This is a genomic window from Bacillus arachidis, assembly GCF_030285945.1.
GTDB lineage: Bacteria > Bacillota > Bacilli > Bacillales > Bacillaceae_G > Bacillus_A > Bacillus_A arachidis.
This window is the reverse complement of sequence record NZ_CP127376.1, coordinates 528,443-546,714: the sequence shown is the minus strand read 5'-3', so window position 1 is coordinate 546,714 and position 18,272 is coordinate 528,443. Positions and strand designations below refer to the sequence as shown.

Here is an 18,272-nt window from a genome sequence, read left to right as displayed (position 1 = left end):
AATATGAAAAAAAGAGGTATTATCTACTGTTTTTTCTCAGCTAACATTTCAAGACCACGATTCATCTCATGAAGAACTTCTTCATCCTTCTCACGTCCCATCGCCTTTTCAATTGCTTCTTTTGTATTTTCACCACCAATTTTCCCTAAAGCCCATGCTGCTGTCCCTCGAATTACAGGTCTTGGATCATCTTTCATAACACCAATTAAATCAGGAATTGCTGTGGTTTCTTTAAAATGAGCAAGAGCTAAAATCGCATTTCGTTGCAATGGTTTTTTTCCGCGCCATGATCCAGACATAATGCCATATTTTTCTTTGAAATCTCGATTACTTATCGTTAATAATGGCGTTAACAGTGGTTTAACAAGCTCTGGATCCGGCTCCATCTCTGGATGGTTATGAAAATCCATCCCTTTGTTCTTTGGGCAAACCGTTTGGCATGTATCACAACCGTAAATACGATTTCCAATTTTATCCCGATATTCTTCTGGAAGAAACCCTTTTGTTTGCGTTAAAAAGGCAATACATTTTTTAGAATCTAATTGTCCACCTTGTACAAGTGCACCAGTTGGACAAATATCAATACACTTTGTACAGCTTCCGCACTGATCTTCTATTGGTTTATCCGGTGGAAACGGTACATTCGTAATCATTTCACCTAAATACACATAGGAGCCAAATTCTGGCGTAATAATGGAACAGTTTTTACTACTCCACCCAATACCAGCACGCTCTGAAACCGCACGATCGCTCAATTCTCCCGTATCAACCATTGATTTCACTTCTATATCTGGGAGCCTCTCGATTAAATACGCCTCTAATTTTTGCAGGCGATCTCGTAAAACAAGATGATAATCTTGTCCCCAAGAAGCACGGCAAAAAATACCACGTCGTTCTCCTCGTTTACTTAACGGTGCATTTTTCAACTTTGATGGATATGCTAATGCAATTGCAATAATTGATTTTGCTCCTGGTAATAATAACTGTGGATTTGTTCTTTTCTCAATATCAGGCTCTTCAAAACCAGACTGATAATTTAATTGTTGCTGCTGAATTAAACGCTGTTTTAATTCTTCAAATGGTGAGGCACTCGTAAAGCCTATTTTATCTATTCCAATTGTTTTACTATACGCTATTACATCTTGTTTTAATTGCTCAAAATCCATGCTTGGCCTCCTTCTACGATGAATACATATCCTCATCAAACAAGTAATCACCTACTGATGGTTAGCAATTCACTTCGTCATCATAGTTCTTAATTCTATTTTCGTATAAAATCTTCATTTCCAAACATTAAAAAACGCAATGCCCCGTTTATCTTAGAAACGAAACACTGCGTTGATCACAATTTATTATGAGATATAAAATGAAATTTGGAGCGGGTGAAGAGAATCGAACTCTCGACCAGAGCTTGGAAGGCTCTTGTTTTACCACTAAACTACACCCGCAAATATGAAAAAATATAATTTATCTGAATAACTTATGTAACGTAGTATAGCACGTCCCAAAAGCCTAAGCAAGAATTTTATCGAAAAAAGTCGAAAAAGTGATGAGTATACTCATCACTTTTTCAATTCCTTATCAATTGCCTTTTTTATACTGTCATAATCTGGATTCGCAAGATTTCCGTTTACATATACTGAAGGCGCACCTTGTACTTTCAGTTTTTGTGCACGGTCTGAATCTTTGCGTACTTTCTCTTGAATTTCTTTGCTATGTAAATCTTTTTTAAACTGATCTACATTAACTTTCGGAAGTTTTTCCTTTACTATATTAAGAAGTAGTTCTTCTGTAATCCATTTTTCAGTATCTTTCTTCTGACTTTGATAAATTTCATCATAGAATGTCCAGAAGGATTCTGGGTCCTGTTTATAAATTGCCTCACCAGCAGCAGCACCTAAATCAGAATCTTTTCCGATAAATGGGAAGTTAATGAAATAAAACTGTACTTTATCTTTATTAATATACTCTTCTTTTAAACGAGGTAATACAGTCGCATCCCAAGTCCGACAAGCTGGGCATTTAAAGTCTCCAAATTCTACAACCTTAACGGGAGCATCTTTCTTCCCTAAAGATTGCTGGGTAGAATAAGCAAACATCTCATCCCCTTTATCTTTTTTATCATTTATGATACTGTACGCAATTGTCCCGATTACAATCAATACTGCGATAGAAAAAACTATACCAAGAGCCATGATTTTATTTGATGATTTCATATACATTCCTCTTTAATTTCATATTCTGTATACATTATTGTACACATTACACATAATATCAATACTTATACAGGTCGTGCAATGAACACGCTCACATAATTTCCAAAAACATAACAAATGTGTCAATATTGTGTCTCCTCTTTGGCTATTCTATTCAAAAAAGCGAAGTTCTCTCTATGGAACTTCGCTTTTAGCTTACTGCCTTATTACGGGCTACTTTTTGCAACGAATGCTTCGTTGCAATATCATGACGAATTACTAATTTTTCACCAATTGCTTGCATATATTCAGCATGGCTAATGTATCCTTCTCGTTCCATTAATTTCAAAACGACATTTCGTCTTTCTACTGCTTTATCATAATTCTGAGCAGGAGAATAATAAGCAGGAGCTTTCACAACAGCGGCCATCGTTGCACTCTCACTCAATGTTAATTGATTTATTCTTTTACCAAAGTATAGCTGGGATGCTTTTTCAATCCCCCACGCACCTTCTCCATAATAAATATTGCTTACATATAATTTTAAAATTTCCTCTTTAGTAAATGTACGCTCAATTTTTTTTGTATAAAAAATCTCTTTCCATTTACGAGAAAATGTACGTTCATTGGATAAAAAGGCATTTTTGGAAAGCTGTTGTGTAATTGTACTTCCGCCCTGTACAATACCACCAGCTTTTATATTTTCAATAGAAGCCCGAACAATTGCTATATAGTCTAGACCATTATGGTGATAAAACCTTTTATCTTCTGTCGCAATAAATGCCTGGGCCAGAGATTCTGGCATCTCTAATTTAGCGGGTACATGTAGCTTACTAATATCACTTCGTTCAATCATTACATTTCCAATTAATAATAATGTACAACTAAGTAGTAATAATAAAATAATAGCTTTATAAAGAAATTTTGAAATTGGATTGAATGAAACCTTTTGATGATAGTTAACCTTAGATAGTACTCGTTCTTTCATCGTTCACACCTCTTTTCTTTGCAGCTTATAATAACCCTTATATTAAGAATACTGTTTCTTAATGCAATCACCAATTGATTTCTCTTACACTTACCTTACAATGTTGTAAGCTATAAAATACATATTCTATCAGAAAAAGTAGCAAGCTTCTATATACATCCCAATTAAAAAACGACATAATACCTTCTTTTTAGTTTGGAGAGAGAATCCGGCCATATATAGAAGCAGCCAGTACTTTTTAGCTCTATGGCACTTGAAAACAAAGGGGGAAAAGAGCGGATGTTCCTTTTTATTTTCATGGCCGCGGCTTATATGTCATAAAATCAAAATGGATATAATATATTCAGATGAATTGCTTTAAAATCACATATCCATCCTTCTTCTATTATATCACCTGGCAAGTTTTTAGTTTTAGTCGGTCCCTTGCTAACCTTTTTTCTACAGTATTTCTAAAAAAATGAATATAATACTCCACTTTGAACAATATAAATATAACACCAAACAAACGTTCTTACAATCAATATGACCATGCATACTTTTTACTCTACTATCTTATCTAGTCTTACCGATTAAACAACATCCTAGACGTTTTTAATTCCACAATATATTTTAAAAAGGACAAATGATTTGATAACCCCTCAAATCATTTGTCCTTCTTAAATTAATAATAACTGAAATAACCTATAATCTTCCTATCAAATCATAAAGATCTATTCTCCATGTCTCATATGGAATAAAAAAAGAGACTCTCTGCTTTAAATAACAAAAGGTCTCTTTTTCATATATTATTCCCCTAAATCTACATTGTGGTAGACTTGTTGAACATCTTCTAAATCTTCCAATGCATCAATCATTTTTTCAAATTGTACTTGTGCATCTTCTGAAAGTGTTACATCACTTTGTGCAAGCATTGTTAGTTCAGCAACTGTGAATTCTGTAATACCAGCATCCTTAAGCGCTGCTTGTACCGCATGGAACTGATCAGGCTCAGCATAAACGATAACTGCCTCTTCTTCTTCTAAAATATCACGTGCATCTACGTCTGCTTCCATTAAAATTTCAAGCACTTCATCTGCAGTTTTTCCTTCAAGTCCAATAACAGCTGTCGCATCAAACATATATGCTACAGATCCATTTACACCCATATTACCACTGTTTTTACTAAACGCAGCACGTACATCTGCTGCAGTACGATTCACGTTATTTGTAAGTGTATCTACAATTACCATAGATCCGTTTGGTCCAAATCCTTCATAACGAAGTTCGTCATAATTTTCTTCTGAACCACCTTTTGCTTTTTCAATTGCACGGTCAATAATTGTTTTTGGTACACTGTACGTTTTTGCACGCTCAAGTACAACTTTTAAAGCTTGGTTTGATTCTGGATCTGGCTCACCTTGTTTTGCTGCTACATAAATCTCACGTCCAAATTTAGCGTATACGCGACTTGTATTTGCATCTTTTGATGCTTTTTTGTCTTTAATATTATTCCATTTACGACCCATTCTGTTCCACTCTCTTTCACGTTTAAATCTACATAAAAAATATTAATATGAAATATAATGTTTATTCAACACTTTTTCAAAATAAATACAAAAAGTTCATTATCGACTCACATTATTGACATAATATACATCGATATAATTTAGTTCATTCCCAAATTATATTATACCTTAATTCTATAATTCATTACGAGTTTAACACTCAAATAACATGATTTTACAGTGTAATGTTGTTTAGTATACTGCTCACGAATAACAGGATAAAGTGAAACTTTAATCAGTGGGGGGCTTCATCCCCCGCTGATTATTAGCCCTCACCAATCGGGCTTTTACGGGCAATTTATCTCCCACCTAACTTCTTAAAGAAAAGTGGAAGTGGCTCGTCCAGAATGTGAGGAGGATGGAGCTTCTGACGTAGAGGTATTTTTTGCCTCGCAGGAAGAAGCGAAAACATCGAACATTCTGTCCACTGGAACTGGACAATGCTTTCGCTGAGTTTTGAGGTGGGAGTATTACTGCCCGCAAATAGCGGGATAAAAATTCCACCTATATATTACGCTCCCTTATAATTGCTCACGTACACGATTCGATGCACACGCTCTCCTATTATTTTGCTATGCTAAAAAATCCAAAAAAAGACTTTAACATTTCTGTTAAAGTCTTTTTTCACGTTATTTGATACCGATGGTCGGGGTCGAACCGACACTCCCGAAGGAACACGATTTTGAGTCGTGCGCGTCTGCCAATTCCGCCACATCGGCATAATAAGAAAGGCGGCAACCGGATTCGAACCGGTGGTAAAGGTTTTGCAGACCTCTGCCTTACCACTTGGCTATGCCGCCATATTAAATTTGGAGCGGAAGACGGGATTCGAACCCGCGACCCCAACCTTGGCAAGGTTGTATTCTACCACTGAACTACTTCCGCAAAAATGGCTGGGCTAGCTGGATTCGAACCAGCGCATGACGGAGTCAAAGTCCGTTGCCTTACCGCTTGGCTATAGCCCATCGAATTACTAATACATTATATGTTTACAATTCTTATTTTATTACAATTAATATTTAAGTAAGACATTAAATATCTTATCAAAGTTAAATTAATTTGTAAATTTTAAAAAAATGGGGCGACTGATGGGAATCGAACCCACGAATGCCGGAGCCACAATCCGGTGCGTTAACCACTTCGCCACAACCGCCATGTTGTATTTATTTGGCAGGGGTAGTAGGAATTGAACCCACACCGGAGGTTTTGGAGACCTCTGTTCTACCTTTAAACTATACCCCTATATAAAATGTAAATGGTGGAGGGGGGCAGATTCGAACTGCCGAACCCGAAGGAGCGGATTTACAGTCCGCCGCGTTTAGCCACTTCGCTACCCCTCCGAAACTTACATGGTGCCGGCTAGAGGACTTGAACCCCCAACCTACTGATTACAAGTCAGTTGCTCTACCAATTGAGCTAAGCCGGCGTATTTATTTAAAAATGGTGGCTCGGGACGGAATCGAACCGCCGACACGAGGATTTTCAGTCCTCTGCTCTACCGACTGAGCTACCGAGCCAGAAATAAATGGCGGTCCCGACCGGGGTCGAACCGGCGATCTCCTGCGTGACAGGCAGGCATGTTAACCACTACACCACGGGACCATTTGGTTGCGGGGACAGGATTTGAACCTGCGACCTTCGGGTTATGAGCCCGACGAGCTACCAGACTGCTCCACCCCGCGATAATACTATTCATATACTATTTTTATATATGGTGGAGGATGACGGGATCGAACCGCCGACCCCCTGCTTGTAAGGCAGGTGCTCTCCCAGCTGAGCTAATCCTCCAAAGTGGTGACCCGTACGGGATTCGAACCCGTGTTACCGCCGTGAAAGGGCGGTGTCTTAACCACTTGACCAACGGGCCAAAATTATCATGGCGGAGAGCAAGGGATTCGAACCCTTGATACGCTTGTGACGTATACACGATTTCCAATCGTGCTCCTTCGGCCAACTCGGACAGCTCTCCAATCATGGCTCCGCAGGTAGGAATCGAACCTACGACCGATCGGTTAACAGCCGATAGCTCTACCGCTGAGCTACTGCGGAATGATATTAGCCTGGCAACGTCCTACTCTCACAGGGGCAAGGCCCCAACTACCATCGGCGCTAGAGAGCTTAACTTCCGTGTTCGGTATGGGAACGGGTGTGACCTCTCTGCCATCATTACCAGACTATATTCACTCGAGACAAACATTATTATACTTGATTGATTAAAAAAGTCAATAAGTTTTTTATGTTCTCTCAAAACTAGATAACATTTGCTTCATATTATATGGTTAAGTCCTCGATCTATTAGTATTCGTCAGCTCCACATGTCACCATGCTTCCACCTCGAACCTATCAACCTGATCATCTTTCAGGGATCTTACTAGCTTACGCTATGGGAAATCTCATCTTGAGGGGGGCTTCATGCTTAGATGCTTTCAGCACTTATCCCTTCCGCACATAGCTACCCAGCTATGCCCTTGGCAGAACAACTGGTACACCAGCGGTGCGTCCATCCCGGTCCTCTCGTACTAAGGACAGCTCCTCTCAAATTTCCTACGCCCACGACGGATAGGGACCGAACTGTCTCACGACGTTCTGAACCCAGCTCGCGTACCGCTTTAATGGGCGAACAGCCCAACCCTTGGGACCGACTACAGCCCCAGGATGCGATGAGCCGACATCGAGGTGCCAAACCTCCCCGTCGATGTGGACTCTTGGGGGAGATAAGCCTGTTATCCCCGGGGTAGCTTTTATCCGTTGAGCGATGGCCCTTCCATGCGGAACCACCGGATCACTAAGCCCGACTTTCGTCCCTGCTCGACTTGTAGGTCTCGCAGTCAAGCTCCCTTATGCCTTTGCACTCTACGAATGATTTCCAACCATTCTGAGGGAACCTTTGGGCGCCTCCGTTACACTTTAGGAGGCGACCGCCCCAGTCAAACTGCCCACCTGACACTGTCTCCCGGGTCGATAAGACCCGTAGGTTAGAATTTCAATACAGCCAGGGCGGTATCCCACCAGCGCCTCCACCGAAGCTAGCGCTCCGGCTTCAAAGGCTCCCGCCTATCCTGTACAAGCTGTACCAAAATTCAATATCAGGCTACAGTAAAGCTCCACGGGGTCTTTCCGTCCTGTCGCGGGTAACCTGCATCTTCACAGGTACTATAATTTCACCGAGTCTCTGGTTGAGACAGTGCCCAAATCGTTACACCTTTCGTGCGGGTCGGAACTTACCCGACAAGGAATTTCGCTACCTTAGGACCGTTATAGTTACGGCCGCCGTTTACTGGGGCTTCAGTTCAGAGCTTCGCTTGCGCTAACCCCTCTCCTTAACCTTCCAGCACCGGGCAGGTGTCAGCCCCTATACTTCGCCTTACGGCTTCGCAGAGACCTGTGTTTTTGCTAAACAGTCGCTTGGGCCTATTCACTGCGGCTTTCCGTTAAGAAAGCACCCCTTCTCCCGAAGTTACGGGGTCATTTTGCCGAGTTCCTTAACCAGAGTTCTCTCGCTCACCTTAGGATTCTCTCCTCGCCTACCTGTGTCGGTTTGCGGTACAGGCACCTTTTATCTCGCTAGAAGCTTTTCTTGGCAGCGGGGAATCAAAGACTTCGCTCCATAAGGAGCTTCCCCATCACAGCTCAGCCTTCACGATAAGCGGATTTGCCTACTTATCAGCCTAACTGCTTGGACGTGCACAACCAATCGCACGCTTCTTCTATCCTTCTGCGTCCCTCCATTGCTCAAACGATAAAGAGGTGGTACAGGAATATCAACCTGTTGTCCATCGCCTACGCCTGTCGGCCTCGGCTTAGGTCCTGACTAACCCTGAGCGGACGAGCCTTCCTCAGGAAACCTTAGGCATTCGGTGGACGGGATTCTCACCCGTCTTTCGCTACTCATACCGGCATTCTCACTTCTAAGCACTCCACCAGTCCTTCCGGTCTGACTTCACTGTCCTTAGAACGCTCCCCTACCACTGATACGTAAGTATCAATCCGCAGCTTCGGTGGTGTATTTAGCCCCGGTACATTTTCGGCGCAGAGTCACTCGACTAGTGAGCTATTACGCACTCTTTAAATGGTGGCTGCTTCTAAGCCAACATCCTAGTTGTCTAAGCAACTCCACATCCTTTTCCACTTAATACACACTTTGGGACCTTAGCTGGCGGTCTGGGCTGTTTCCCTTTTGACTACGGATCTTATCACTCGCAGTCTGACTCCCAAGGATAAGTCATTGGCATTCGGAGTTTGACTGAATTCGGTAATCCGATGAGGACCCCTAGTCCAATCAGTGCTCTACCTCCAAGACTCTAACACTTGAGGCTAGCCCTAAAGCTATTTCGGGGAGAACCAGCTATCTCCAGGTTCGATTGGAATTTCTCCGCTACCCACACCTCATCCCCGCACTTTTCAACGTGCGTGGGTTCGGGCCTCCATTCAGTGTTACCTGAACTTCACCCTGGACATGGGTAGATCACCTGGTTTCGGGTCTACGACCACGTACTAAACGCCCTATTCAGACTCGCTTTCGCTACGGCTCCGCCTCTTCAGCTTAACCTCGCACGGGATCGTAACTCGCCGGTTCATTCTACAAAAGGCACGCCATCACCCGTTAACGGGCTCTGACTATTTGTAGGCACACGGTTTCAGGATCTCTTTCACTCCCCTTCCGGGGTGCTTTTCACCTTTCCCTCACGGTACTGGTTCACTATCGATCACTAGGGAGTATTTAGCCTTGGGAGATGGTCCTCCCGGATTCCGACGGAATTTCACGTGTTCCGCCGTACTCAGGATACATTCAAGAGAGAACGAAGTTTCGACTACGGGGTTGTTACCCTCTGTGACGAGCCTTTCCAGACTGCTTCGTCTACCTCGTTCCTTTGTAACTCCGTATAGAATGTCCTACAACCCCAAGAGGCAAGCCTCTTGGTTTGGGCTAGATTCCGTTTCGCTCGCCGCTACTCAGGAAATCGCATTTGCTTTCTCTTCCTCCAGGTACTTAGATGTTTCAGTTCCCTGGGTCTGTCTTCCTTACCCTATGTATTCAGATAAGGATACCATACCATTACGTATGGTGGGTTTCCCCATTCGGAAATCTTCGGATCAAAGCTTACTTACAGCTCCCCGAAGCATATCGGCGTTAGTCCCGTCCTTCATCGACTCCTAGTGTCAAGGCATCCACCGTGCGCCCTTTCTAACTTAACCAAACTAAAATTAAAAAATATGAGCTACACTGTTATCTAGTTTTCAAAGAACATACATTTATTTCTGAGAGATAGTTCTCTCAAAACTGAACAAAACGAAACACGGAAACTTATATTGATGAACAGCGTTCATCAATTCTCCATAGAAAGGAGGTGATCCAGCCGCACCTTCCGATACGGCTACCTTGTTACGACTTCACCCCAATCATCTGTCCCACCTTAGGCGGCTGGCTCCAAAAGGTTACCCCACCGACTTCGGGTGTTACAAACTCTCGTGGTGTGACGGGCGGTGTGTACAAGGCCCGGGAACGTATTCACCGCGGCATGCTGATCCGCGATTACTAGCGATTCCAGCTTCATGTAGGCGAGTTGCAGCCTACAATCCGAACTGAGAACGGTTTTATGAGATTAGCTCCACCTCGCGGTCTTGCAGCTCTTTGTACCGTCCATTGTAGCACGTGTGTAGCCCAGGTCATAAGGGGCATGATGATTTGACGTCATCCCCACCTTCCTCCGGTTTGTCACCGGCAGTCACCTTAGAGTGCCCAACTTAATGATGGCAACTAAGATCAAGGGTTGCGCTCGTTGCGGGACTTAACCCAACATCTCACGACACGAGCTGACGACAACCATGCACCACCTGTCACTCTGCCCCCGAAGGGGAAGCCCTATCTCTAGGGTTGTCAGAGGATGTCAAGACCTGGTAAGGTTCTTCGCGTTGCTTCGAATTAAACCACATGCTCCACCGCTTGTGCGGGCCCCCGTCAATTCCTTTGAGTTTCAGCCTTGCGGCCGTACTCCCCAGGCGGAGTGCTTAATGCGTTAACTTCAGCACTAAAGGGCGGAAACCCTCTAACACTTAGCACTCATCGTTTACGGCGTGGACTACCAGGGTATCTAATCCTGTTTGCTCCCCACGCTTTCGCGCCTCAGTGTCAGTTACAGACCAGAAAGTCGCCTTCGCCACTGGTGTTCCTCCATATCTCTACGCATTTCACCGCTACACATGGAATTCCACTTTCCTCTTCTGCACTCAAGTCTCCCAGTTTCCAATGACCCTCCACGGTTGAGCCGTGGGCTTTCACATCAGACTTAAGAAACCACCTGCGCGCGCTTTACGCCCAATAATTCCGGATAACGCTTGCCACCTACGTATTACCGCGGCTGCTGGCACGTAGTTAGCCGTGGCTTTCTGGTTAGGTACCGTCAAGGTGCCAGCTTATTCAACTAGCACTTGTTCTTCCCTAACAACAGAGTTTTACGACCCGAAAGCCTTCATCACTCACGCGGCGTTGCTCCGTCAGACTTTCGTCCATTGCGGAAGATTCCCTACTGCTGCCTCCCGTAGGAGTCTGGGCCGTGTCTCAGTCCCAGTGTGGCCGATCACCCTCTCAGGTCGGCTACGCATCGTTGCCTTGGTGAGCCGTTACCTCACCAACTAGCTAATGCGACGCGGGTCCATCCATAAGTGACAGCCGAAGCCGCCTTTCAATTTCGCGCCATGCAGCGCAAAATGTTATCCGGTATTAGCCCCGGTTTCCCGGAGTTATCCCAGTCTTATGGGCAGGTTACCCACGTGTTACTCACCCGTCCGCCGCTAACTTCATAAGAGCAAGCTCTTAATCGGTTCGCTCGACTTGCATGTATTAGGCACGCCGCCAGCGTTCATCCTGAGCCAGGATCAAACTCTCCAATAAAGTTAGTTTGTCTAGCATCTAAAATAAAAATTGACGTTTCACGTTGTTTGTTTCGTTCAGTTTTCAAAGAACTCGTTTGTCGCTCATTTGCGACTTCCTCATGTTAACATCTTTGTATTTCGATGTCAACTAAGTTTTTCAATTTCTTTTTCGCTTCCTGCTGTTTCGCATCAGCGACGGTTATTAATATATCATGCAGGTTATATACGGTCAATACTTTTTATAAAAAAAATTTCACATCCCGCTTATCTCTTTTCCTTTTCATCTTTTTACTGACCACTACTTCTTTTAAACGAAAAATTCAAAATTGTATGTTATATTATTGCTATAGGAGCGTGATGGGAATGGGGATTAAATATTCGAACAAGATCAATAAAATTCGGACTTTCGCATTAAGTTTAGTATTTATTGGACTCTTCATTGCATACTTAGGTGTATTTTTCCGGGAAAATATTATTATTATGACCATTCTTATGATGGTTGGCTTTTTCGCAGTTATCGCTAGCACTGTCGTTTACTTTTGGATTGGTATGTTATCTACAAAAACTGTGCAAATCATGTGCCCAAGTTGTAACAAACCTACAAAAATGCTCGGACGAGTAGATGCATGTATGCACTGCAATCAACCCTTAACGCTTGATCGTACTCTAGAAGGAAAAGAGTTTGATGAGAAGTACAATAAAAAGAACTACAAGGCATAAAATAGGTGCATATAATGAAAAAAGAGGCCGACGTAACCGTCAGTCTCTTTTTTCATTATATATTACGCCTTATGACACTCTGGACATACGCCATAAATCTCTAGACGATGACTATTAATAACGAAGCCTGTTGCTTGTGCAGCTTCATCTTCAAGTTTTTCCAAACCTCCATAAGGAAAATCAACAATCTTACCACACTTTTCACAAATCACATGGTAATGCTGACTTGTAACATAATCAAATCTACTTGAAGCGTCTCCATAAGTTAGTTCCTTTACAAGCCCTACCTCTTTAAATACACGTAAATTATTATAGACAGTTGCAACACTCATATTCGGAAACTTACCTTCTAGCGCTTTATAAATTTCATCCGCTGTTGGGTGCGTCATAGATTCCACAAGGTACTCTAAAATAGCATGACGCTGTGGAGTAATGCGTACACCCGTATTTTTCAGCATTTCTAGCGCTTCTTTTAATTCTTCTTTGACCACCGTCATGCACCCCGATTCTATACGGATTATTATTTTATAATTCTTATAAAGAGTGTACTCCTTTTCTTGTCAATCGTCAATATTTCAACTGTAACTATGTGGTTTATTTTTCACCTAACCTTATTTTTATGTATGTTTGTCCATCCTTTATACATTCACATAGAAAAAAGTGCGAAATAATCGCACTTGGAATACTATCTTCTGAGGAGGTATGCCCTACTCTTTTAATATATGAGGCATTAGCAAAAGTGTATAGACACATGCCTCACAGCACTTACACCATAATAATTTTTTCAGTTCCTTCTTATACAAAACCTTAATTTAAATAAGAAAGGATGTCCTCAATATGCCCTTTCACCTTTACTTTGCGCCACTCTTTTACAAGTTCACCATCTTTATTGATAAGAAACGTAGATCTTTCGATTCCCATGTACTCTTTTCCAAAATTCTTTTTCAGCTTCCATACAGCATATAACTCTGCCACTTTATGATCTTCATCCACTAAAAGTAAGAATGGCAAATCATGTTTTTCAATAAATTTCAAATGTCTATTTGCTGGGTCTGGACTTACCCCCAGTATAATTGTATCTTTTTCTTGAAACAACCCGTATGCGTCACGGAAATCACATGCCTCTGTTGTACATCCTGGTGTCATATCTTTCGGATAAAAATATAATACTACATTTTTGCCGTGAAAATCAGATAGTTTAATCTGTTCTCCATTACTTCCTTCTAGTGTAAAATCCGGTGCCATTTCTCCTACTGCGACCATCTTTATCACTCCTTGTCTTTTCCTTCTACTATAACAAATGTTATCTTATTTTTCATTGTCGATCACGGTTCGAACTACGAATGCAAACGGCAAAGTATATCCAATCAGCGCTTCAACAATTGCAATCCAGCGCCCAATTCCAATAGGGGTTACATCACCATATCCAACTGATAATAAAGTAACCGCACTAAAATATAAGCATACTTCTACCAGCTGGAAAGAATGAACATTTAAGCTTTTCCCGTCTTCTCTTAAGACGGAAAAGCCACTTTCCTCTAATACAACATAACTTAATCCAAATGCGATAAGTACTGTTGTATAAATTAGAAATAATACAGTCAGATTATACAAAGAAAAGTAACGCTTCGAATCTGGGTATGAGCTCCATAATATTTGAATACTTCTTAACACAGCCATTGCTGCAATGAATAAAATAAGTCCCCATAACATGTCCTCCACCTCATCTCATATGTATGAGGACAATACATAATTTATCCCATAGAAACTGATAATCCTCTATTTAGTTCCCGGCACCGCGGTATCTTTTCACACCTTGATTCCAAAGTGTGATTGCAATCGCAAAACAAATCACACCAACAAATGGTGTCGCAAACGCATAACTGTTCCATTCTGTCTTTCTAAGAAAATACGCCGCTGGATACACACCCACAAATGCAAATGGCAATACAAACGTTAACACAAATCGAATCACACGATTATAAATATTTACAGGATATCGCCCATAATTCCCAATGTTATACATAAGCGGCATAATAGAGCTTTTCGCATCTGACCAAAAGCCAATACTTGCAAGCGTTACAAATATCCCACCATACACAAGAGCACCTCCTGCTACCATGAACAAGAACAAAAAGTAATCATACCAATAAAAGGATAAATGCAGCTCTACTGCCGCATATCCCATTACAATGATCCCAGTAACTGCACCAATTAAAGACTCCAGTTCCATTCGCTCTAATATAATTTGGAATAAACTATGAATCGGTCTTGTTAAAACACGATCCATTTCTCCCTTAATAATGTAACGATCATTAAAATCCCATATATTAAAGAAAGCAGAAAAGATAGCAAACGGTACTAAGAAAAAGCCATAAATAAAGATAACTTCTTCTCGGTTCCATCCTTTTAACGCTTGTGTATGTCCGAAAACAACAAGAATAAAAATTAAATTAACAGCTTGTAATAGTAAATCAGATAATAATCCAACAATAAAATCACCACGATACTCGAGTTTCGTTTTTATATATTGGCTTGCATATTGCAAAAACAGTTTTATATACAGCATCCCATCATCCCCCTTGTACAATTAGGCGTTTTCTCGCCGTTTTCCACATCAGCACAATTGGAACAATAAGTACAACTGCCCAAATCATTTGAAATAATAAAGCCTGATACAACTTACTTCCCTGTATTCCCTCAGAGAAAATCATACTCGGAATATAACTGATTGCTTGAAATGGTAAAAATACCATTGCTTTTTGTGCCCATAAAGGATAAAAGCTAATGGGTAGTAATAAACCTGAAAATAAATCGATAACCACACGTTTTGCATACATAATCCCACTATTATTAAATAAGAAAAAAGTAAGCATGCCTGTCATTAAATTAATTTGCGTATTAATAATAAAGCTGAATATTAACGATAGGAAAAACCACAGCCAGGTTTGAAAATTTGTTGTAATTTGCAATGAAAATAACAGTGTAACAATAATCATGCCGGGAATAGAAAAGAAAGCAAAACGGAAGATTCCCTCTCCAAGACCTTGCATAACTTTCATTCCTAAATAATTGTATGGACGAATTAATTCAACAGCTACACGTCCCTCTTGAATTTCCATCGCAATTTCTCTGTCAATGTTATTAAAGTAAAAAGCCCGAGCCATCCATGCAATAGCAATATATGTTGTCATCTGAGAAATTGATAAGCTTTCAATATTCTCTTTCCCACTGTAGATGGCTTGCCATAAAAAATAATATGCTCCGATATTAATTGTATAAATTAAAATTCCACTATAGTAGTTCGTTCGGTAAGCAAGCATCATTAAAAAACGAATCCGAATCATTTCAATATACTTACCCATGAATCATACCCTCTTCATAAATATTACGGATAATTTCTTCTGTCGACACTTCATTAATTTTCAAATCTTTAATTTGAAAAGCTTGGACCACTTTGGAAATGAGCATAGAAATTACAACTTCTTCATTGGGTATTTTCGCAATCCATGTATATTCTTCTTTCCCCTGCGACCAAACTACATGATCATCAGGCATTAGCACTGATAATTGTTGATATGAAACAGGTGCAGTAAATTGAAAATGTATCTCTTTTTCTGCTCCCCACTGCGAACGAAGTTTTTCTAATGATCCATCATACATAATGCTTCCTTCATCCAGCATAATCACACGTTCACATAAAGCTTCAATGTCAGTAATATCATGCGTCGTTAATAAAATTGTTGTTTTATAACGTTCATTCATTTCCTTTAAAAACTCACGGATTTTTAACTTTACAAGAACATCTAGTCCAATGGTTGGCTCGTCTAAAAATAAAAGCGGTGGATTATGAATTAATGCCGCTGCTAATTCACAACGCATTCTTTGACCAAGCGATAACTTTCTTACTGGCTTATCTAACAAAGGCCCAATATCTAACGTTTCAATAACGTGCTCCATATGTTCATTATATTGCGCGTCCGATACACCATACACTTTCTTTAATAAACGAAATGATTCTTGTACTGCAATATCCCACCAAAGTTGCGAACGTTGACCAAATACAACACCAATTGTTCTTACAAATTCTTCTCGCTGTTTATGTGGGTTCATACCATTTACTATAATCTGACCAGACGTCGGTGTTAAAATTCCAGTTAACATTTTAATAGTTGTAGATTTACCCGCGCCATTCTCACCGATATAACCAACCATTTCTCCTTGTTTTACAGTAAAGGAAACATCATTAACTGCTGGTACGATTTTATAATTACGATTTAATAAATCGCGAAATGCACCTTTTAAACCAGAACGACTTGAATACGCTGTAAATTCTTTGCGTAATCCTTGTACTTCAATTACCGATTTCATAATCGGCCCCCCTTCCTCGATACCACAACGAATAGTTTACCCAACTGCCATTCCTATCACAAACAATACGTCTTTTTGAAAAACATGTTAGAATAATACATAGATTTTTGTAAGGAGATGAATTGTAGTGAATTTCACAAAATCAGAAGCATTACATAAAGAAGCGTTAGAACATATCGTTGGTGGTGTTAACAGTCCTTCTCGTTCTTTTAAAGCAGTTGGTGGTGGGGCACCTGTTGCAATGGAACGCGGAAAGGGTGCTTATTTTTGGGATGTAGATGGTAACAAATATATCGATTATTTAGCAGCATACGGTCCGATCATTACAGGTCACGCTCATCCTCACGTAACAGAAGCAATCAAAATCGCAGCTGAAAATGGTGTATTATACGGAACACCAACAGCTCTAGAAGTAAAATTTGCGAAAATGCTAAAAGAAGCAATGCCAGCTTTAGATAAAGTTCGTTTCGTAAACTCTGGTACGGAATCTGTTATGACAACAATTCGCGTAGCTCGTGCTTATACAGGTCGTACAAAAATTATGAAATTTGCTGGTTGCTACCACGGTCATTCAGACTTAGTTCTTGTAGCAGCTGGTTCTGGCCCTTCTACTCTTGGTACTCCTGATTCTGCTGGTGTACCGCAAAGTATTGCACAGGAAGTTATTACCGTTCCATTTAATAACGTGGAAACATTAAAAGAGGCACTAGATAAATGGGGACATGAAGTAGCAGCTATTCTTGTAGAACCAATCGTTGGGAATTTCGGAATTGTAGAGCCTAAACCTGGCTTCCTAGAAAAAGTAAATGAGCTTGTCCACGAAGCTGGCGCACTTGTTATTTATGATGAAGTAATCACAGCTTTCCGCTTTATGTACGGCGGTGCTCAAGATTTACTTGGCGTAACACCGGATTTAACAGCACTTGGTAAAGTAATCGGCGGCGGTCTTCCAATTGGCGCATATGGTGGTAAGAAGGAAATTATGGAACAAGTTGCACCGCTCGGTCCTGCTTACCAAGCTGGTACAATGGCTGGAAATCCAGCTTCTATGGCGGCTGGTATCGCATGCCTAGAAGTACTAAAACAAGAAGGTGTATACGAAAAACTAGATGAGCTTGGAGCAATGCTTGAAAAAGGTATTTTAGAACAAGCTACAAAACATAATATCGATATTACAGTAAACCGTCTAAAAGGCGCATTAACTGTTTACTTCACAACAGATACAATTGAAGACTATGACGCTGCTCAAAATACAGATGGAGAAATGTTCGGCAAATTCTTCAAACTTATGCTTAATGAAGGAATTAACTTAGCTCCATCTAAATATGAAGCATGGTTCTTAACAACAGAACATACAAAAGAGGATATCGAATATACAGTCGAAGCTGTCGGCAAGGCATTTGCTGCCTTAGCAAACGCCTAAAAAATACACATTCAAAAGAAAAAAATAGAGGATGCCCTCTATTTTTTTCTTTTTTCTATTTCATAAATCGCACATCAATAGTATAATTATTCATAATTATCTGTTTTATTTCGAATTTTATATTCATTTGTTGTCTATAAGGCAATATACGCCTTTTA

At 40.8% G+C, this 18,272-nt stretch carries 12 protein-coding genes, 16 tRNA genes and 3 rRNA genes; 2 read left to right on the top strand and 29 right to left on the bottom strand.

The window, feature by feature from the left end:
* Window positions 1-23 precede the first annotated feature (23 nt).
* The 23 genes from queG to QRY57_RS04390 form a co-directional block, all read right to left on the bottom strand.
* The gene (gene queG / locus QRY57_RS04500; RefSeq protein WP_286016746.1) at window positions 24-1,166 is read right to left on the bottom strand and encodes a tRNA epoxyqueuosine(34) reductase QueG; all 1,143 of its coding nucleotides are present in this window, start codon (window positions 1,164-1,166) and stop codon (window positions 24-26) included.
* Between the two features lie 208 nt (window positions 1,167-1,374).
* A tRNA-Gly gene (locus tag QRY57_RS04495) sits at window positions 1,375-1,448 on the bottom strand.
* Window positions 1,449-1,562: 114 nt separating this feature from the next.
* On the bottom strand, window positions 1,563-2,216 hold the full coding sequence (locus tag QRY57_RS04490) for a DsbA family protein (protein ID WP_026593987.1): 654 nt from the start codon (window positions 2,214-2,216) through the stop codon (window positions 1,563-1,565).
* A gap of 190 nt (window positions 2,217-2,406) precedes the next feature.
* Entirely contained in the window at window positions 2,407-3,183 is a 777-nt protein-coding gene (locus QRY57_RS04485) for a transglycosylase domain-containing protein (protein WP_286016745.1), read from the bottom strand.
* 785 nt (window positions 3,184-3,968) lie between these two features.
* Window positions 3,969-4,688, bottom strand: a complete 720-nt coding sequence (locus tag QRY57_RS04480) for a YebC/PmpR family DNA-binding transcriptional regulator (protein ID WP_017149848.1) — start codon at window positions 4,686-4,688, stop codon at window positions 3,969-3,971.
* A gap of 676 nt (window positions 4,689-5,364) precedes the next feature.
* Window positions 5,365-5,446 (bottom strand) — tRNA-Leu (locus QRY57_RS04475).
* A 10-nt stretch (window positions 5,447-5,456) separates the two neighbouring features.
* Window positions 5,457-5,527: transfer RNA gene (locus QRY57_RS04470), tRNA-Cys, on the bottom strand.
* 10 nt (window positions 5,528-5,537) lie between these two features.
* Window positions 5,538-5,612 (bottom strand) — tRNA-Gly (locus QRY57_RS04465).
* 5 nt (window positions 5,613-5,617) lie between these two features.
* Window positions 5,618-5,692: transfer RNA gene (locus QRY57_RS04460), tRNA-Gln, on the bottom strand.
* A 112-nt stretch (window positions 5,693-5,804) separates the two neighbouring features.
* Window positions 5,805-5,880: transfer RNA gene (locus tag QRY57_RS04455), tRNA-His, on the bottom strand.
* A 15-nt stretch (window positions 5,881-5,895) separates the two neighbouring features.
* A tRNA-Trp gene (locus QRY57_RS04450) sits at window positions 5,896-5,969 on the bottom strand.
* 14 nt (window positions 5,970-5,983) lie between these two features.
* Window positions 5,984-6,067, bottom strand: a tRNA-Tyr gene (locus QRY57_RS04445).
* 10 nt (window positions 6,068-6,077) lie between these two features.
* Window positions 6,078-6,153: transfer RNA gene (locus tag QRY57_RS04440), tRNA-Thr, on the bottom strand.
* A 15-nt stretch (window positions 6,154-6,168) separates the two neighbouring features.
* Window positions 6,169-6,244, bottom strand: a tRNA-Phe gene (locus QRY57_RS04435).
* A 9-nt stretch (window positions 6,245-6,253) separates the two neighbouring features.
* Window positions 6,254-6,329, bottom strand: a tRNA-Asp gene (locus QRY57_RS04430).
* A gap of 3 nt (window positions 6,330-6,332) precedes the next feature.
* A tRNA-Met gene (locus QRY57_RS04425) sits at window positions 6,333-6,409 on the bottom strand.
* 30 nt (window positions 6,410-6,439) lie between these two features.
* Window positions 6,440-6,515 (bottom strand) — tRNA-Val (locus QRY57_RS04420).
* A 4-nt stretch (window positions 6,516-6,519) separates the two neighbouring features.
* A tRNA-Glu gene (locus QRY57_RS04415) sits at window positions 6,520-6,594 on the bottom strand.
* A 10-nt stretch (window positions 6,595-6,604) separates the two neighbouring features.
* Window positions 6,605-6,696: transfer RNA gene (locus tag QRY57_RS04410), tRNA-Ser, on the bottom strand.
* Between the two features lie 5 nt (window positions 6,697-6,701).
* Window positions 6,702-6,776, bottom strand: a tRNA-Asn gene (locus QRY57_RS04405).
* Between the two features lie 9 nt (window positions 6,777-6,785).
* Window positions 6,786-6,901: ribosomal RNA gene (rrf, locus tag QRY57_RS04400) — 5S ribosomal RNA — on the bottom strand.
* Between the two features lie 101 nt (window positions 6,902-7,002).
* Window positions 7,003-9,923 (bottom strand): 23S ribosomal RNA (locus QRY57_RS04395).
* A 145-nt stretch (window positions 9,924-10,068) separates the two neighbouring features.
* Window positions 10,069-11,619, bottom strand: a 16S ribosomal RNA gene (locus tag QRY57_RS04390).
* The 16S, 23S and 5S rRNA genes sit together here with 15 tRNA genes alongside, the layout of an rRNA operon.
* 344 nt (window positions 11,620-11,963) lie before the next feature.
* Here QRY57_RS04390 and QRY57_RS04385 point away from each other — a divergent pair.
* The gene (locus tag QRY57_RS04385; RefSeq protein WP_026592541.1) at window positions 11,964-12,320 is read left to right on the top strand and encodes a YgzB family protein; all 357 of its coding nucleotides are present in this window, start codon (window positions 11,964-11,966) and stop codon (window positions 12,318-12,320) included.
* A 62-nt stretch (window positions 12,321-12,382) separates the two neighbouring features.
* Here the strand turns inward: QRY57_RS04385 and perR are convergent, their stop codons facing one another.
* From perR to QRY57_RS04355, 6 genes are all read right to left on the bottom strand, one after another.
* Window positions 12,383-12,811 carry a peroxide-responsive transcriptional repressor PerR gene (perR, locus tag QRY57_RS04380; protein ID WP_170833688.1) on the bottom strand — a complete coding sequence of 143 codons (429 nt, stop codon included), beginning with the start codon at window positions 12,809-12,811 and terminating at the stop codon, window positions 12,383-12,385.
* Window positions 12,812-13,127: 316 nt separating this feature from the next.
* Window positions 13,128-13,583: a thioredoxin-dependent thiol peroxidase gene (gene bcp, locus QRY57_RS04375; protein ID WP_286016744.1), complete on the bottom strand. Its 456-nt coding sequence runs from the start codon at window positions 13,581-13,583 to the stop codon at window positions 13,128-13,130.
* 45 nt (window positions 13,584-13,628) lie between these two features.
* Window positions 13,629-14,033 carry a potassium channel family protein gene (locus QRY57_RS04370; RefSeq protein WP_286016743.1) on the bottom strand — a complete coding sequence of 135 codons (405 nt, stop codon included), beginning with the start codon at window positions 14,031-14,033 and terminating at the stop codon, window positions 13,629-13,631.
* Window positions 14,034-14,103: 70 nt separating this feature from the next.
* Window positions 14,104-14,889 (bottom strand): ABC transporter permease, encoded by a 786-nt coding sequence (locus QRY57_RS04365; RefSeq protein WP_208018679.1) that lies wholly within the window; start codon window positions 14,887-14,889, stop codon window positions 14,104-14,106.
* Between the two features lie 4 nt (window positions 14,890-14,893).
* A complete protein-coding gene (locus QRY57_RS04360; RefSeq protein ID WP_026592536.1) occupies window positions 14,894-15,685 on the bottom strand; it encodes an ABC transporter permease in 792 nt (263 codons plus the stop codon).
* Window positions 15,678-16,691 carry an ABC transporter ATP-binding protein gene (locus QRY57_RS04355; RefSeq protein WP_208018677.1) on the bottom strand — a complete coding sequence of 338 codons (1,014 nt, stop codon included), beginning with the start codon at window positions 16,689-16,691 and terminating at the stop codon, window positions 15,678-15,680. The genes QRY57_RS04360 and QRY57_RS04355 overlap by 8 nt, the downstream gene beginning before the upstream one ends.
* A gap of 127 nt (window positions 16,692-16,818) precedes the next feature.
* Here QRY57_RS04355 and hemL point away from each other — a divergent pair, with 127 nt between their 5' ends.
* On the top strand, window positions 16,819-18,114 hold the full coding sequence (gene hemL / locus QRY57_RS04350; protein ID WP_026592534.1) for a glutamate-1-semialdehyde-2,1-aminomutase: 1,296 nt from the start codon (window positions 16,819-16,821) through the stop codon (window positions 18,112-18,114).
* Window positions 18,115-18,272: the final 158 nt, after the last annotated feature.

Coding starts and splice junctions, on each gene's coding strand:
- queG (WP_286016746.1), bottom strand. CDS start 1,166: ATGGATTTTGAGCAATTAAAACAAGATGTAATAGCGTATAGTAAAACA.
- QRY57_RS04365 (WP_208018679.1), bottom strand. CDS start 14,889: ATGCTGTATATAAAACTGTTTTTGCAATATGCAAGCCAATATATAAAA.
- QRY57_RS04370 (WP_286016743.1), bottom strand. CDS start 14,033: ATGTTATGGGGACTTATTTTATTCATTGCAGCAATGGCTGTGTTAAGA.
- bcp (WP_286016744.1), bottom strand. CDS start 13,583: ATGGTCGCAGTAGGAGAAATGGCACCGGATTTTACACTAGAAGGAAGT.
- QRY57_RS04480 (WP_017149848.1), bottom strand. CDS start 4,688: ATGGGTCGTAAATGGAATAATATTAAAGACAAAAAAGCATCAAAAGAT.
- QRY57_RS04355 (WP_208018677.1), bottom strand. CDS start 16,691: ATGAAATCGGTAATTGAAGTACAAGGATTACGCAAAGAATTTACAGCG.
- QRY57_RS04360 (WP_026592536.1), bottom strand. CDS start 15,685: ATGGGTAAGTATATTGAAATGATTCGGATTCGTTTTTTAATGATGCTT.
- QRY57_RS04490 (WP_026593987.1), bottom strand. CDS start 2,216: ATGAAATCATCAAATAAAATCATGGCTCTTGGTATAGTTTTTTCTATC.
- QRY57_RS04385 (WP_026592541.1), top strand. CDS start 11,964: ATGGGGATTAAATATTCGAACAAGATCAATAAAATTCGGACTTTCGCA.
- QRY57_RS04485 (WP_286016745.1), bottom strand. CDS start 3,183: ATGAAAGAACGAGTACTATCTAAGGTTAACTATCATCAAAAGGTTTCA.